This is a genomic window from Paenibacillus sp. LC231 (genome assembly GCF_001860525.1).
Taxonomy (GTDB): Bacteria; Bacillota; Bacilli; order Paenibacillales; family Paenibacillaceae; genus Paenibacillus_AQ.
On the sequence record NZ_JFOM01000012.1, the window covers coordinates 80,619 to 97,061 of the forward strand.

Genomic DNA, 16,443 nt, shown 5'->3' on the forward strand with positions numbered 1-16,443 from the left:
GGGGCTATGTGAAAACATCCTGGATGAAACGGCAACAGTATCTCGGCTATCTGTTTATCGGTCCGAACATGGTCGGCGTGATGCTGTTTTTTATTGTGCCAGCCTTGTATTCGTTCTATCTCATGTTTACGGACTACAAATTTATGAGCTCGGACACGAAGTTCGTGGGTCTGGCCAATATTCAAAAAATGCTGGGCGACGAGGTTTTCTATATTTCGATCAAAAATACGCTGTTCTTTCTGTTATCCGTGCCTGTATCGATCGGACTGGCTTTCATCGTCGCCGTGGTTCTGAACCGCTCGGTGTATTTAAAAAAGCTGCTCCGCGCCTTATATTTCATGCCTTACATCACCAGTGGCGTCGCCGTCGCCTTCGTATGGATGCTGCTGTTCCATCCGAATAACGGCCCGATCAACGGAATCCTCAAGTCGTTCGGCATAACCAATCCCCCGGGATGGCTGTCCACCATGGATTCCTCCATGTATGCCATCGACATCATCTGGATCTGGTTTATGCTCGGCTATAACATGATCATCTACCTGGCCGCGCTGCAAGAGGTCTCAACGGAACTGCTGGAGGCTGCCAAAATCGACGGGGCCCGCGCCTGGCAAACGGTTCGCAGCATCCTGTGGCCGCTCGTCAGCCCCACGACCTTCCTGCTGCTTATTACCGGACTCATTATGACCATCAAGCAGTTCGGGATCATTCAAGCCATTACGCAGGGAGGCCCAGGCAACAGCACCACCGTGTTGTCCCTGTTCATTTATCAGAACGCTTTCCGCTACTACGAAATGGGTTATGCATCCGCGATCTCCTGGGCGCTGTTCTTCATCATTATGATCTTCACTGTCATTCAATGGATCGGTCAGAAGCGCTGGGTTCACTATTAAGGAGGAAGGAAAATGACCAAAGCCTTATATACTAAAATAATCATCACGCTTATTATGCTGTTCTTCAGCGTGGTTATGATCGTTCCCTTCCTCTGGATGATTAGTACCTCGTTCAAGATGCCGGCGGAAGTGTTCCAATACCCGATTAAGTGGATTCCTGCCCAATTCATATGGGAACATCATGTGAAAGTGTGGACCGGCGTGAACAGCTTCGGCCACTATTATCTCAACTCGCTTAAAGTTGCCTTGGTCAGCACTGTCGGTGCTGTATTGCTGTCCGCTTTAGCCGCTTACGGTTTTGCCCGGATCGAGTTCAAGGGGCGGAATGCCATGTTCATGATCTATCTGTCGATGATGATGGTCCCTCCCCAGGTTCTGTTTGTGCCGAAGTTCATCATGTTTGACTGGGTCGGTATTTACAATACACATTGGGCTCTTATACTGCCGGGCGTATTCACGATTTTCGGGGTGTTCATGATGCGGCAGTTTTTTCTCTCCGTACCGTATGAAATTTCGGAGGCTGCCTTTATCGACGGAGCGGGCCATTTCCGCATTTTTTCGCGGATCATTCTGCCAATGGCGAAGCCTTCGCTAGCCACGCTGGCCATTATCGATTTCTCTTGGCACTGGAACGACTACGAGAATGCCTTGGTGTTTTTGATCGATCAGGATCTGTATACCGTTCCGCTGGGGCTGCAAAATTTCATTCTGGAAAATACCGTGGATTATAACGGCATGATGGCGGCGGCGACCGCAGGCATTATTCCGATGATTCTCGTGTTCCTGATCGGTCAGAAATATATCATTCAGGGCGTGGCAAGCTCGGCCGTTAAAGGATAGCCCATAATCCATGTCCACAGATGAGCTGGACGAAAATGAAAGGAGAAAGAGCATGAGAAACGAAACGGAAGTAAGCGACATAACGGTGATTGGCGGCGGTTTGGCAGGGGTATGCGCGGCGGTGGCGGCCGCGAGGCTCGGACAAAAGGTAGCGCTCGTGCAGAACCGCCCGGTTCTGGGCGGCAACTCCAGCAGCGAGGTGCGCGTATGGGTATGCGGCGCGACGGCCCACGGGATCAACCGCTATGCCCGGGAAACCGGCATTATGGGCGAGATGTTCGTGGAGAACCAGTACCGGAATCCGGACGGCAACCCGTATCTATGGGATTTGATCGTGCTGGGGACCGTGCGGGCCGAGCCGAACATCACCCTGTTCTTAAATACGGACGTGCATGAGGTAGAAGCGGACGGAGATTCTGACGCGCGGCAGATCCGATCGGTTACCGGTTGGATGATGGGCTCGGAGCGGCGCATCCGGTTTGAGAGTCCCGTGTTCCTGGATTGCACGGGGGACGGGCTGGTCGGATTCCTGGCAGGAGCGAAATACCGGCTCGGGCGGGAAGCGCGCGATGAATACGGGGAAGAGTGGGCGCCGGAGACGGCGGACGATGTGACACTCGGCAGCACGCTGCTGTTCTACACGAAGGATGCCGGACACCCGGTGAAATTCGTGCCGCCCGTCTTTGCCAAGGATATTACGCAGACGCCGATCCCGATCAAGCGGGTCATCCGCAGCGGCGACTCGGGCTGCCATTACTGGTGGATCGAATGGGGCGGCGAGCTGGACACCGTGCATGACAATGAGCGGATCCGCGATGAGCTGTGGTCAGTCATATATGGCATATGGGACTATATCAAAAATACCGGCAAATTCGATGCCGCCAATATGACGCTGGAGTGGGTCGGCGCCCAGCCGGGCAAGCGGGAATACCGCCGGTTTGTCGGCGACTATGTGCTCACGCAAAACGATATTATGGCCCAAGAGCCGTTCGGGGACCGGGTCGCCTTTGGAGGCTGGTCGATCGATCTGCATCCGCCGCAGGGCATGTACGCCGAAGAGAGCGGCTCAAAGCATATGCATGCGGACGGGAATTACCATATCCCGTTCCGCAGCCTGTACTCGGCGAACGTGGCCAACCTGTTGTTCGCCGGGCGCAACATCAGCGCCACCCACGTGGCCTTCGGCACCACGCGGGTCATGGCGACCTGCGCCGTCCTGGGCGAAGCGGCCGGCACGGCTGCGGCGCTGTGCGTCCAGCACGGCCTCACGCCGCGCGAGCTGTCCCGCAGACGGAGCGGGGAGCTTCAGCAGACGCTGCTGAAGCAGGATGCCTCCGTGCTCGGGGTTGCAAACCACGATCCGCTGGATCTGGCCCGAAGCGCCAAGGTCAGCGCATCGTCCCACCTGTCCAGGATCGCGATCGAGGAGGCGGAGGCGCCATATCCGCTGGAGCGGGACATCGCTGTGCTGATGCCGGCCGATCCGGGGCTGAGCGGGGAACTGGAATGGCTGATCGATGCGAAGCGGGAGACCGATATGACGGTGGAGGTTTGGAGCACGGGACGTCCGGAGAATTACGTTCCGGACGTGTTGAAATTTCGCACCTCTGTCCGCATCATGCCGGGGCAGGGACAGTGGGTCCCCGTCCAACTGGATTGGCAGCCGGCGGAGCCGCAAAACGCATATATCATCGTGCGCAAAAATCCGGATGTGACGCTGCATCTGTCATCCAAGCCGATGAGTGGGCTGCTTGCCTTCGAACGGGGGACGGCGGCCCGCGTCTCCAAGGAGCTCGAGGACCATGACGACAATCAGCCCATTGTCGAGTGGAGCATGAAGGGGCTGGTTCGCAAGCTGTTCTGCCTGCGAACGGCGATCGGTTCGAACGCTTATCACCCCGAGCATGTCATTGACGGTTATAAACGTCCGTTCGGCGGTCCGCATATGTGGGTATCGGAGCGAATCGCAGACGGGGAGACGCCGTGGTTAAAGCTGGAATGGGAAGAGGCCCGAGCGATTCGTGAGATTCATCTTATTTTCAACGATGACGTTAATGAAGATCTGATCAATCTGCACCATCATCGTACGCCGTTCGATATCATCCCTGAGCTGGCCTGTACCTACAGAGTAGAGGCGCTGGATTCGGAAGGGAATTGGGTTACGCTTGCCTCGGAGGCGTTTAACCGCCGCCGCAAAAGAGTCCACCGTTTAGAGGAGCCTATTCAGAGCACGGCGCTCCGGTTGGTGGTCGAGAGCACGAACGGCTCGGACTATGCCGAGGTTATTGAAGTGAGGGCTTACGGGTAGTTTTTCAAAGCTAAAAGCTGCTTATGTATTCAACAGGTGCCAGTCTGGACAGGAATTAATGAGGTTCTAAAGTATATCTGCTGAACCGATAGTCGATCAAAAACGAAGCAAAGGCAGCCGTTCATCCGGCTGCCTTGTTCAGTTGGGTAATGTAGGGCGAAGATCATCATTTCTGCTGCAGCATCTCCAAAAATGCCCCTGCCGCCAGCGAGGGCGACACCTGCTTCCGAACGGCGACGCCGATATATCGATCGGGTAATGGCGTTTCGGTTCGAAGCTCCAGCAAGGAACCGTCCGAGATGCGGGACGCGACAAAGGCTCGTGGTAAGAATGCTGTTCCATAACCGCGCTCGGCAAATTCCGCTAACATGTCCAGGCTGTTCAACTCGAAGTCGGCTTCCGCTTCCACTCCCTGTGATCGGAACCACCCTTCGATGAAGGAGCGCGTCGAGCTGCCAGGGGATAGCAACAAGAGGGGGAGCTCCGTCAATTCTTCCGTCCGTAGAGGCCTGCGTGCCCAATCTGCGAAGGCCGTTCCGACTACGGCGCAATAAGGCGAGGTACGGGAGTCGATGATATGGATTTCCTCGTCCGATACGGGAAGGTGAACAAAGCCAAGATCCAACGAGCCTTTCTTTAAGCGCTCCACGATGCTGCTGGTTCGTTCCTGTGACAGCTGAATGCGGATGTCGGGATAACGAGCATGGAATCGGTCGAGCAAGGAGAGGAGAAAGTCCTTAACGATGGCCCCGTTCGCGCCAATCCTCAGCCTGCCTTCGCCGAACTGCTTCAGCTTCTTCAATCGCCGCTCGGCTGAATCAAGTTCGTCGAATGCTTGCCTTACATGCTGATACAAGGCTTGACCTTCTTGCGTCAGGCGGACGCCCTTGGATAACCGGTCGAACAGGCCCACGCCGAGTGCTTCTTCCAACTGTTTGATGGCATAACTCACAGAAGGCTGTGTCATATGGAGGTTTTGTGCAGCTTTCGTCAAATTGGACGTCTCGGCGGCATGCAGAAACACCCGATACCATTCGGTGTTGGCGATCATTTGTCATCAATCCTCTCTATGGCATCTGTGCGATATTACGATTTCATTTATTTCAACTATAACCTTAAACTAAATGAAAAGGAATCGAAAGTATTCGGGAGGTAGGGACATGGCAGGAAGTACGTTTGGAGAACGATTGAAAATGACTACGTTTGGGGAATCGCACGGAGACGCAGTCGGCGTCATTTTAGAAGGTGTCACACCGGGCGTTGAGCTGGACGAGGGCTACATTCAGATTCAGATGGATCGCAGAAGGCCGGGGCAATCCTCCGTTACGACTCCCCGCAAGGAATACGATAAGATCCGCATATTATCTGGACTTTTCGAGGGACGAACGACGGGGACGCCACTGTGCATCATGCTTAACAACACTGACATGCGCCCGTCGGCTTACGATACAATCAAATCGACCTACCGGCCCGGGCATGCGGATTTCACATATGAAAAAAAATACAAGATTCGCGACTATCGAGGAAGCGGAAGAGCTTCGGGAAGGGAGACGGCTGCGCGAGTGGCTGCTGGAGCCGTGGCGCGGAAGCTTCTGGAACGTCGGGGTGTCTCCATCCTGGCGTATACGACCGAGATCGGAGGTATCCGATGCGAGCAATTTGACGCCGATGCTATCGAACGGAATGCCGTTCGTGCGTGTGATCCGGAAGCAGCCGTTCGCATGATTGAGAGGATAGAACGACTGGCCGAAGTGGGGGACAGCTGCGGGGGGATTGTCGAATGCCGAATTAGCGGCATTGCCGCGGGACTGGGGGAACCCGTATTCGACAAGCTTGACGCTGAGTTAGCGAAGGCTATGTTGTCCGTCGGCGCGATTAAGGGCATTGAATTCGGGGCAGGCTTTCAAGCAGCCTCTATGCGGGGAAGCGAACACAACGATCAGATGAACGCGGGAGGGTTCCGGACGAACCATGCCGGCGGAATCATCGGTGGTATCAGCACCGGGGCGGATATCGTGTTCCGAGTCGTCGTCAAGCCGACTTCCTCCATTTCGATTCCCCAACGGACAGTCGATGTGGAGGGCAACGAACGGGAGATTGAGACCATCGGCAGGCACGATCCATGCATCTGCCCCCGTGTCGTACCGGTGATCGAAGCGATGGCTTGCATGGTAATCGAGGATCATTACAAGCGTCAAGCCGCCTTGCAGGACGAATAGCAGGGAACAATCTGGATGAAGTCGACCCGAGAGTGGCAGCTGTGTCACATTTCAGCCATCAGGTATTTCAGGAAGTATGCTTCGCCGCGTCAATTCTTCGGGAAACAATCCGTTGAATGGAGCTGGAAGCGGGTGTGCCATTGGCGGCCGGCTGTCCAGGTGAGCGATAAGAGCAAGCAAGTTCATATACAGCAAAAAAACCGGAAGGAGACTGAAGTCTTTCTTCCGGTTTTTGATTTATTTAAAGATCTAATGCGGCTCTCAGGTCCCAAGGGGGCTGGGGAGCTGAAATCGCATTAAACCAGGGTTTGCAAGGAATCCGGCTTGAATGGTGCCAGCTCGTCGAAACGTCCGTCTCGAACCTTAGCGGCCCATTGCGGATCAGCCAACAGGGCACGGCCGACAGCAACCAGGTCAAATTCATGTTCTTCAAGGCGGCTAAGCAGCTCTTCAAGGTCCCTCTGACCGGCACCCTTACCTTGGGTGAAGAGGCTGGTGAATACTTCATCGAGACCGACGGAACCGACGGTGATGACTGTTTTTCCTGTCAGTTTCTTGGCCCATCCAGCAAAGTTCAGGTCAGAACCTTCGAATTCAGGCTCCCAGAAGCGACGGGTCGAGCAGTGGAATATATCGACCCCGGCGTCAGACAGCGCGGTTAACAACTGACCCAGCTTTTCAGGCGTATCCGCCAGCTTGGCCTCATATTGGGTCGTCTTCCATTGGGATAGGCGGATGGCAACTGGGAAATCTGGACCCACCGCCTCACGTACGGCTTTGACCACTTCGACCGCAAAGCGGGCACGCTTCAGCATGTCACCTCCGTATTCATCGGTACGCTGGTTCGTTCTCTCCCAGAGGAATTGGTCGATCAGGTATCCGTGGGCACCATGGATTTCTACGCCGTCAAAGCCAAGGCGTTTGGCATTCGCGGCTGCATCGGCATAAGCTTGAATAACCTGCTCGATTTCATCCTTGGTCATAGGTTTCGTGACGACGTTGCCGTCAAGGTCAAGTCCGGATGGTCCGATGGGAAGTGCTTCCGGGTTAGGCTCGGCACCTATTGGTCTAGTCATGCCGATGTGCCAAATTTGCGGCATGATCTTACCGCCGGCTTCGTGGACCTGACGGACCACCTCGGCCCAGCCGTTCAATGCGGCTTCACCATGGAAGTTAGGTACATTGGGGTTATCGGTTGCAGCCGGGTGATTAATCAGTGTTCCCTCGGTAATGATCAATCCGACGCCATTCTCCGCACGCCGACGGTAGTAAGCGGCCACATCCGGGCCTGGAACGCCGTTTGGAGAGAACCCGCGCGTCATAGGGGCCATCACCACGCGGGATGGAAGAGTAAGGTTGCCGATGGTATATGGCTCGAATAGGGATGCTGTAGATCGGACACTTTGATTTTGATTGCTCATGTATGGAATCCTCCAATATGTTTAATATGCTTTTCTGTATTTTCATAAAAATAGATATATATGATAAAAAGAAAGAGCTTTTAAGCTTAATCTTTAATCTGAATTTGCTTTTTAAGCCTAAAGCTCTTCCTTGAGTTGTTCGATAAAACGCTTAATGCCCTCCTCATTGCGTCTGTAATATGTCCACTGGCCCGCTCGATGGGATTCCAGTAAACCGGCCTTTTGCAATTTTACCAGATAACCAGAAACGACCGACTGAGCGAGTCCTGTTTTTTCTGAAATGGAGCCCACGCAGATACCGCCATGAAAATCACATTTGGAAGGCATGTGATCCTGCGGGTCAAAATGTTCCTCCGGATGCTTCAGCCACTCCAGAATTTTAAACCGGGACTCGTTTGATAGTGCTTTGATGGTTTGTAAGGTATCCATGTGTTTCATTATATCTATTTTTATAGAAATGTAAATATGGAATTTGAAAATATGGGAAAAAAATAAACACGATAGATCCCTGGTCCTTAGGGCTTCAGGAGACCTATCTTGTTTATTTATTCTTTGAAGGCTAGTCCCTTCTCGGCGAGAGCTTCGCGTAGTATCCTGACCGCTTTGGGTCCTACCCCGTGAAGCGCCAGCAGTTCTTTCTCGGATGCTTGGGTGAGGTCGGCAAGCTGATGATAGCCTGCAACGATAAGGGCTTGACGTGCAGGTTTGCCGGCCTTAACAGGAAAGTCGCTTTCTGCAGCCGGAGTGGGGGGGGTGTCACGCATGGAGATCCCTCTCTTTTCGATTGTTTTGTTTAATGGATACAAGGCACAAGAATAGTGGTAGAGGTTAAGTTTGTAGGAATAATCAGTAAGATTATGTTATACATCTAATGTTCTGTAAAGAACGAATCCTATACTCATGGAAGAAGGACAGATTCATGGATCGTTTAGACAATCTTCATAAATTCTATTGACAATCTTAATGAGAATAATTATCATTGTGCTGAGTGTTGATAATGATAATTGTTCTCAATAATTATTATTAATAAACAATATCTACAATACATAGAGGGTATGAGGGGGAGAAATTCGATGCGCAGTATGAAGGGTCTCGTGTTTATCGTATTGATATTTGCTTTGGCTTTAGCCGGTTGCGGCGGGGGTGCGGCATCCAATGAAGGAGGCAGCTCCACGGCAGCGAAGAATTCGGATCAAGGGGCCGCACAGGGCGGGGATAACACTGAAAGCACGCCGGAAACCCGAACCATCAAGCACGCTCTGGGCGAGACGAAAATTACGGGCGTTCCGAAGCGTATTGTCGCGCTGGAATGGCTTTACGCAGAGGATGTCCTTGCACTTGGTGTTCAGCCTGTGGGCATTGCAGACATTGAAGGGATGAACCAATGGGTGAACATCCCCGTAGAGATTGGGGCGGACGTTACCGATGTCGGCACCCGTCAAGAGCCGAATCTGGAGCTGATCGCTTCCTTGAAGCCGGACCTGATCATCGGTTTGAAATCGAATCTTGAAGCCGGCTATGATACGTACAACAGCATCGCGCCTACCTTGGTGTTTGATCCTTATCCGACTGAGGGACAAGGGGATCAATATGAAGAGATGGTTAATACCTTCAATACGATTGCCGACGTGCTTGGCAAGAAAGACGAAGCCGCAAAAGTGCTGAGCGATCTGGATCAAACCTATGCCAATGCCAAATCCAAACTTGAAGCAGCCGGCATGACGGAAAAACCGTTTGCGCTCGCCATGGGATACAGTAACCAGAATGCGGTGACGTTCCGGATTTCAACGGATAATTCCTTGGCCGTCAAAATTCTGGAGCACATCGGGCTGACTAATGCCCACAAAACTGATCAATTTGAGGTTTATGGCTTTACCACCACAGACGTAGAGGCATTGCCTGCCCTTCAGGATGCGAATTTCCTGCATATTATCCAGGAGAGCGATAACATCATCGAGAACCAATTGAAGGACAATCCGGTGTGGAAAGGTCTGAACTTTGTTAAAGAAGACCGCGTGTATGCACTTGGCGGTGACATGTGGCCTTACGGCGGCCCGTTGTCTGCCCAGACCATGGCTCAAAAGACAGCTGACCTGCTCACGCAATGAGTTTCGGCGAGAAACCAGCTCAAGGCTCCGCGCCGGTGAGCATCCATCCGGCCCCGCCTGTTGCCTCAGGTAGGGGCTGGAAGCCGTTATGGATGCTGGCTGGAGGCCTTGCGGCACTGCTATTTCTTACGTTTATCAGCTTAACGCAAGGCCTTGCGGATATATCGGTCAAAACGGTTGTGCAGGCGCTGGTGTCTCCGCAGGATATTGCAGATCACCATCTCATCCGCAGCGTGCGCCTTCCGCGAACGGTCATGGGCCTGCTGGCGGGCGCGGCCTTGGCGGTGTCCGGCGTGCTTATGCAGACCGTAACACGCAATCCGCTGGCTTCGGAGACGACGCTTGGCGTGAATGCGGGCGCTTATTTGGCTGTCGTGGCCGGGATGATCTTCTGGCCGGGATTGCTGCACCAATATGCCCTTCCACTGGCAGTGGCAGGCGGAACGCTGGCGGCTGTAGCCGTCTATGCGCTGGCTGGCAGGACGCACGGATCTCCCTTGCGGATTGCATTGTCCGGCATGATCGTAACCCTGGTTTTATCCTCCGTTACGAGTGCGCTGGTGCTGCTGAACCAGCAAACGACGCAGGGGATTTTTCTGTGGGGCTCCGGCTCGCTTATTCAGAATGACTGGGATGGCGTAGCTTTTTCATGGCCGTGGATCATTGGCGGGCTGATCGTGCTGTGTTTGGCGGTACGCCAGTGGGACATTCTCACCCTCAATGAGGAGTCGGCACGTTCCCTTGGCCAAAAAGTCGGCACCACCCGCTTGCTTGCGATGGGAGCAGCGATTGTGCTGGCCTGCGTGACCGTGAGCGTGGTTGGCCCGATCGGCTTTATCGGGCTTGTCGCTCCCCATCTGGTCCGCCTGTCCGGCGTGGTCCGGCATGCGGGGTTAATTCCGCTGGCTGCCTTATGGGGCTCGGCACTCCTTGTCGGGGCCGATACGGTGGCCAGGATGTTCATAAACGCCTACGGTGAGCTTCCGGTCGGGGCCATTACGGCCATGATCGGAGCCCCGTGCCTCATCTGGCTTGCAATGCGGGTATCCCGCTCGTTGATCGGAGGGCGCGGGTCTTCCGGCGGATCGATCATGGCGGGCACGAGCCTGCGCCGGATACCTTATCCGGCCTTGGTAACACTGTTTAGCGTGCTGCTGGTGCTGGTATGGGTATTCAGCCTGATGAGCGGCAGTCTGCGCATTCCCTTCACGGAAGTGCTGGCCGTGTTTACGGGAGGCGGCGAGTCGATGTATCGCCAGATTCTGCTGGAGTTCCGCCTGCCGAGGCTGTTAACTGCCGGATTGTCCGGCATGGCGCTGGCCGTCAGCGGCAGTCTTCTGCAGAATGCGGTCCGCAATCCGCTGGGGGATCCCCAGGTGATCGGAGTGACCAGCGGAGCCGGTGCTGGCGCACTGCTCTTGATGATCGGTTTTCCGCAATTGTCGGCAGGCTGGGTCCCGGTCGGCGCGGTTCTTGGGGGGATGGCTGCAGCCGCTTTGGTATATGCGGTGTCCTGGAAAAGAGGACTTCATCCGACGATTCTTACGCTGGTCGGCATTGCCGTTGCCGCGCTTGGTTCCGCCATCATCAATCTGATGATCATTCATGCAAAGGTCGACGTAGCCCCCGCATTATCCTGGATGGCGGGAAGCACATATAACCGGGGCTGGACGGAGGTGCAGCGGATTGTTCCCGCTATTCTGATCCTGCTTCCTCTGGCTGCGTGGCTCGGGCGGAAGGTGGATCTGCTGACGTTCAGCGAAGAAAGCTCAACCGGTCTCGGTCTCCATGTGCGGAATACCCGGGTGTATGTCGCCATCATTGCGGTGCTGTTGGCTTCGATCGCCGCAGCCAATGTCGGATCGGTCGGCTTTATCGGACTACTTGCGCCGCATGCCGCCAGAATGCTGGTTGGGGCTCGCCATCGGCAATCGATGGTCATCGCGGCGCTGCTCGGCGGAATTTTGCTGGCTGGGGCAGACTGGATCGGAAGGGTGGTCATGATCCCGAAGGAATTGCCTTCGGGTATCGTTACCGCGCTTCTGGGTGCGCCGTATCTGTTATATCTGATGGGAAAAACCAATAAGCTGAAGAAGAAATAACGTCGTGATGATTAAATATTCAAAAGGCTATTCCATAATCGCCAAGAGAGGTGGCATGGGATAGCCTTTTTTGTCTTCATTCGGTTGATTATTAGATTTGCTTCTTTTTCATCTTCTGGCTGCGGTGGGCTGTTAGGCTTCCGTGTACCGCACAAAAGACAGGATGATATCCTGCGGATGATCTCCGAAACCCGAACCATACAGATTCAGGCCGTTCGGGTGCTCGGCGTCTCTCTTCACTTCAAAGCGGACGCGGATGGGCCGGTTAAACGCAAGCTCCAGCGAATCGATGGTCGTGGCGCTGGACTCGTGGCCATTGACTTGGCTGCCTTGTTTGGTTACGCGCCATTCCGTTAGCATGCCGTACTCGCTGCCGCTTCTCCATTTATCCGGGGTGAGTTTGCCTTTGCGGTCACCAAAATCACCGGGACTTGTCCAAGTGCCTACAGGAAGGTCGTTGATGCTAACGGTGATGTCGGATGGCCAATCCTGCTGAAAGGAAGGCGCCTCGGAGCTAAGCTCCGCGCGGATGCGCAGCTCATCAAGAGCCGCTCCGGGCGGCATAGGGTTCGCAAAATAATATTCGATATATCCTGATCCCGAGAACCAGAGCAGCGCAGCCTCCGTTCGTTCCGGCATGTAAAAGGCGCGCGGATCGTCAGGGGACCCGATTAGAGATCCGTCCCGAGCTGCCATACCGCAGGTTGGCTCGATGGAACAGTGGGAGAACATGCCGATCGGCATGTGGATTTCTTCCGTGCGCTGCAGCCCCTCACCTGGCCTCGAGGGCAGCTCGAGAAAAATGGAGCGGCAGGTGACGGCGCAGATTTTTTCCCGATTCGCTCCTTGCGAAGAGACGATCAGATCCGCTTGCTCCAGCATCTGGACATTAATGGACACCGTAGGCTGCGCAATCCCAAGCGACTCCGCCAACTGACCGACACTCATCGGTTTATCGCCGAGCGCTTCAAGGATGCGGACACGGACATCACTGGAGAGGGCTTTGGCCACTTCCACGATCCGGGATGCCGGATAACGGTTGGTTTCCAGCTTCGATTCGTTCATAATCCCCTTCCTTTACTGAAGAGTTATAGTGACTCCAAGTGTACAATAAATTCGATATATTGTAAAAGTATAATGTACATTGCATTTGTTGTATATAGGTGCTAGAATAGGGGCGAATTCAGAAAAGGAAAGGTTGTGTTCGCTTCATGAAGACTTCTGTAGCACCCTCCATTCATACAGAAATTCCGCGCGCGGAGTACCCCAGACCGGACTTTGAACGAAAAGACTGGCTGAATTTGAACGGCCAGTGGTCGTTTCGGCTCGATACGGAAGGATCAGATGATGTACGGAAACAAGTGGATACTGGCACCGGTGATTCCGCTGCTGTCTTGCAGGGCGGAGACGCCAGCCTGTTTACCTCAGAGATTACGGTGCCGTTCTCTTGGGTCAGTCCCTTGTCCGGTATTGAGCGTAACGAGAAGGGGGTAGGTTGGTATCGTCGGTCCGTGAAATGGGAGCCGGCTAAGAAGCAGTCCCGAGTCTTTCTGCGGTTTGGGGCCGTGGATTATCTGTGCGATGTATGGGTCAATGGCAAGTTTGTCGGCTCGCATCAAGGCGGGTACGGAGCCTTTGAATTTGACGTGACAACGGTGTGGGATTCGGCAAAAGATAATACGATCGTGGTGCGTGCAGAGGACTTCGACCACAATTCCCAAGCCCGCGGGAAGCAGGGGTATGGCGAGATCCGGGGCATTTGGCAGCCGGTTTGGCTGGAGGCCCGGCCGCAAACCTACATGGAGCAAGCCATCTTTACGACCTCCATTGACGGTCAGATTGAATTGAAATCCAAGATCCAGGCTCAAGAAGCAGGGGCAGTGACACTCCAACTCTCGTTTGCGGAGGGCTCGGTTACGCATCAGGTGGAGTGGGAACTGCAAGAAGGCGCGAATGAACGGACAACGGTGTTCCAAGTCAACGACCCGCGGCTGTGGAGTCCCGAAACCCCTCACTTATATGAAGGGGAGCTGCGTCTCACGAGTTCTTCCGGCGAAGATGTCGTCCATACTTATTTTGGCATACGGGAGATCGGAACGGCGAAGTTTGACGGACGGGATTACCGCTGGATCACGTTGAACGGGAAGCCGGTTTATTTAAACGGGACGCTGGACCAATCCTACCATCAGACGGGATTCTTTACTTATCCGACGGATACGGAGATGCGGGACGAGATCTATCTGATGAAACGGCTGGGACTGAACTTCGTGCGGATTCATATCAAGCCGGAGGAGCCCCGCAAGCTGTATTGGGCGGATAAACTCGGAATTCTGGTGATGGAGGATATGCCGTGCTTCTGGGGCAATCCGGATGAAGCGGCGCGTTCCGCCTATGAGCGCGAGGCGCTGGAAGTGATTGAGCGGGACCGGAATCATCCGTCAATCTTTTCATGGGTCATGTTTAACGAGACTTGGGGACTCCGTACGGATAGCGAGTCTGCCGGCCTGACGGGCGGCGAAGGACAGCATCGGTATTATCTTCCGGAGACCCAGGAGTGGGTAAGGGAGAAATACAGATGGGCCAAGAAGCTGGACCCGACTCGGATTGTGGAAGACAATTCTCCATGCGCCTACGATCATGTGGAGACGGATATCAATACTTGGCATTTTTACATCAACGGTTATGAACCGCTGCGGAATCATATTGAGGAGATTGTCCAGAAGACCTATCCAGGGTCCGAACACAACTATATCGGCGGCAATCAGCAAGGCGACGCTCCGCTCATGAACAGTGAATGCGGGAACGTGTGGGGAATTGACGGAGGAGCCGGGGATAGCGATCTCGCATGGCATTACCGTTACATGCTGAACGAATTCCGACGCCATGATAAGCTGTGCGGCTTCGTATTTACGGAGTTCCGCGACGTAACAAACGAATTCAACGGCTACTACCGTCTGGATGGGACGGACAAAAAATTTGGGTACGAAGATTTTGTGCCGGGCATGACGATCGCCGATCTGCACACGCCGGACTTCATCGTTATTGACGCACCGCCTTGTCAGACGCTGGACCAAGGGGCAGAGAAGACCATACCACTGCTGCGTTCCAGTTATTCGGATCAATATCATGGGCAGAAGCTTACCCTTGCCTGGGAATTATCCTATGATCAGCTCGGAACGAAGTTTGTGGCTGATCAAGGTACTCTGGAAGTAGCATGGGACGGCTATGGTGTAGCACCAATAACTGAACTGAAGCTTCGCATGCCGGAGACGGATGCGGTTGCCATCCTCGGTGTTCGTCTCTTGAATGAAGGAAGCGGTGTAGTGACGCGTAACTTTACAACGTTTGACGTGCGTGGCGGCAAGGAGCATGGGAACCGGAACTCTGTAGATGGAGTGGAAGGCAGAACCGTAAGCATCCCGGTTAACACTTTCCGTGAGCAGAGCTTCGCTTACATGTGGGAGGCGCTTCTAGGCTCCAAAGTGAACGGCGGTGGAGAGGGACGATTCGTTTATGACGTGCAGCTGCCGGATCATGACGAACAGCCGCTGATCCGCGATATCGAGATATTCTTCGAGGCTGGCGCGAAACGTTTATTGGCACGAAATATCGAGGGTGCGCGTCATCGCACGCACGGAATCGATTTTATGCACGGGGCATCGGCAGACGTGGAGTATAACCCGAGCACGTATTATATGACGGATGAAGAGCTGCATGAATCCCGTATCTCCGTGTGGGTGGACGATGTCCAAATCGGCGAAGTTGTGCTCGCGGATGACCCTGCCGATAGCCGAGGCGTGCTGTCGTGGCATTATCAGCCGGTCCATAACCTTCTGGAAGAGGCCGGTTCGTACGGATACCTGTGCCAGGCGCAGGTACCGGGAAGACTCGCGGCAGAGCTTGACCGCAAACGCAGCTTCCGACTGGAGCTGCGGGCCGAGGAAGGCGGCATCAGTCTGTATGGTCGGAATGCAGGCCGCTATCCGATCGATTTGCTGGTGCGGTGCCGGTGATCATGGTCGGGCAGACCATGGTCAATGCCCCAGCGTGGATACGTTGTTATGTGATAAAGCTGCTGCCATTTTCGTTTACCTTCAACTTAATTATTCTTGTTTCAATTTTTATTCTACACTTTGATACATTTTTTTCATTATGTTATTATATATGTAATAAAGACCAAGTGCAGCGAACACTTGGTCAGTACAATTGGCTTGGATGGTTTATTCCTTTCTAAGTCGATAGGAACAAAACCCACCTCTGGCCTCAACCTTTGGGTGGGTTTTTACTTTCTCTTGTTGTTATTATTAATGTATGTTAAAAGAGCAAGAATGAACGTTCCAAAAAGGAACATGATCGTTAATGCATCTTTCACTTCCATGGCTTCACCTCCTTTCGAAGGGAAACCATGCCCACCCAAGATTCAATTGTAGTTATATTTTACCTTTATTGGAACACGCGCACAAGCGTTCTTGTAGATTAAAGGGGCACCCCCTACAGTGAAAACGCGATGTTATAGGATGCAAGTGCCTTCTTCGAACTATTAATGTCATCAGTT

The 16,443-nt window shown here is 53.7% G+C and carries 14 protein-coding genes; 8 read left to right on the plus strand and 6 right to left on the minus strand.

Annotation, left to right across the window (positions count from 1 at the left end; translation table 11 throughout):
- The first annotated feature begins 8 nt into the window (after positions 1–8).
- Genes AK95_RS08345 through AK95_RS08355 form a run of 3 tightly spaced genes read left to right on the plus strand, consistent with a single transcriptional unit; the run spans position 9 to position 4,038 of the window.
- Positions 9–890: a carbohydrate ABC transporter permease gene (locus AK95_RS08345; protein WP_071219506.1), complete on the plus strand. Its 882-nt coding sequence runs from the start codon at positions 9–11 to the stop codon at positions 888–890.
- A gap of 12 nt (positions 891–902) precedes the next feature.
- Entirely contained in the window at positions 903–1,730 is an 828-nt protein-coding gene (locus AK95_RS08350) for a carbohydrate ABC transporter permease (RefSeq protein ID WP_071219507.1), read from the plus strand.
- Positions 1,731–1,782: 52 nt separating this feature from the next.
- Entirely contained in the window at positions 1,783–4,038 is a 2,256-nt protein-coding gene (locus tag AK95_RS08355; RefSeq protein ID WP_071219508.1) for an FAD-dependent oxidoreductase, read from the plus strand.
- A 166-nt stretch (positions 4,039–4,204) separates the two neighbouring features.
- On the opposite strand, the gene AK95_RS08360 is transcribed toward AK95_RS08355, so the two are convergent.
- Positions 4,205–5,089: a LysR family transcriptional regulator gene (locus AK95_RS08360; RefSeq protein ID WP_083397568.1), complete on the minus strand. Its 885-nt coding sequence runs from the start codon at positions 5,087–5,089 to the stop codon at positions 4,205–4,207.
- Between the two features lie 109 nt (positions 5,090–5,198).
- Between AK95_RS08360 and aroC the strand changes: the two genes are divergently transcribed.
- Both aroC and AK95_RS08370 read left to right on the plus strand, forming a co-directional pair.
- Complete coding sequence (aroC, locus tag AK95_RS08365; RefSeq protein ID WP_071219509.1) at positions 5,199–6,257, plus strand: chorismate synthase; 1,059 nt, start codon at positions 5,199–5,201, stop codon at positions 6,255–6,257.
- A gap of 15 nt (positions 6,258–6,272) precedes the next feature.
- The gene (locus AK95_RS08370; RefSeq protein ID WP_071219510.1) at positions 6,273–6,557 is read left to right on the plus strand and encodes a hypothetical protein; all 285 of its coding nucleotides are present in this window, start codon (positions 6,273–6,275) and stop codon (positions 6,555–6,557) included.
- On the opposite strand, the gene AK95_RS08375 is transcribed toward AK95_RS08370, so the two are convergent.
- The 3 genes from AK95_RS08375 to AK95_RS08385 form a co-directional block, all read right to left on the minus strand.
- Positions 6,554–7,678, minus strand: coding sequence for an NADH:flavin oxidoreductase (locus AK95_RS08375; RefSeq protein ID WP_071219511.1), 1,125 nt, complete (start codon positions 7,676–7,678; stop codon positions 6,554–6,556). The two genes, AK95_RS08370 and AK95_RS08375, sit on opposite strands and share 4 nt — an antisense overlap.
- A 117-nt stretch (positions 7,679–7,795) precedes the next feature.
- Complete coding sequence (locus AK95_RS08380) at positions 7,796–8,107, minus strand: ArsR/SmtB family transcription factor (RefSeq protein ID WP_009590170.1); 312 nt, start codon at positions 8,105–8,107, stop codon at positions 7,796–7,798.
- Between the two features lie 116 nt (positions 8,108–8,223).
- Positions 8,224–8,442, minus strand: coding sequence for a helix-hairpin-helix domain-containing protein (locus AK95_RS08385; protein WP_071219512.1), 219 nt, complete (start codon positions 8,440–8,442; stop codon positions 8,224–8,226).
- A gap of 309 nt (positions 8,443–8,751) precedes the next feature.
- Between AK95_RS08385 and AK95_RS08390 the strand changes: the two genes are divergently transcribed.
- Positions 8,752–9,786: an ABC transporter substrate-binding protein gene (locus AK95_RS08390; RefSeq protein ID WP_071219513.1), complete on the plus strand. Its 1,035-nt coding sequence runs from the start codon at positions 8,752–8,754 to the stop codon at positions 9,784–9,786.
- Positions 9,783–11,888 carry a Fe(3+)-hydroxamate ABC transporter permease FhuB gene (fhuB, locus tag AK95_RS08395; RefSeq protein ID WP_071219514.1) on the plus strand — a complete coding sequence of 702 codons (2,106 nt, stop codon included), beginning with the start codon at positions 9,783–9,785 and terminating at the stop codon, positions 11,886–11,888. Before AK95_RS08390 ends, fhuB begins: the two co-directional genes overlap by 4 nt.
- A gap of 132 nt (positions 11,889–12,020) precedes the next feature.
- On the opposite strand, the gene AK95_RS08400 is transcribed toward fhuB, so the two are convergent.
- Positions 12,021–12,953: an ArsR/SmtB family transcription factor gene (locus AK95_RS08400; RefSeq protein WP_071219515.1), complete on the minus strand. Its 933-nt coding sequence runs from the start codon at positions 12,951–12,953 to the stop codon at positions 12,021–12,023.
- 146 nt (positions 12,954–13,099) lie between these two features.
- Here AK95_RS08400 and AK95_RS08405 point away from each other — a divergent pair, with 146 nt between their 5' ends.
- On the plus strand, positions 13,100–15,901 hold the full coding sequence (locus tag AK95_RS08405) for a glycoside hydrolase family 2 protein (protein ID WP_071219516.1): 2,802 nt from the start codon (positions 13,100–13,102) through the stop codon (positions 15,899–15,901).
- Between the two features lie 269 nt (positions 15,902–16,170).
- Here the strand turns inward: AK95_RS08405 and comI are convergent, their stop codons facing one another.
- The gene (gene comI, locus AK95_RS34735; protein WP_019639195.1) at positions 16,171–16,266 is read right to left on the minus strand and encodes a competence inhibitor ComI; all 96 of its coding nucleotides are present in this window, start codon (positions 16,264–16,266) and stop codon (positions 16,171–16,173) included.
- Positions 16,267–16,443 lie beyond the last annotated feature (177 nt).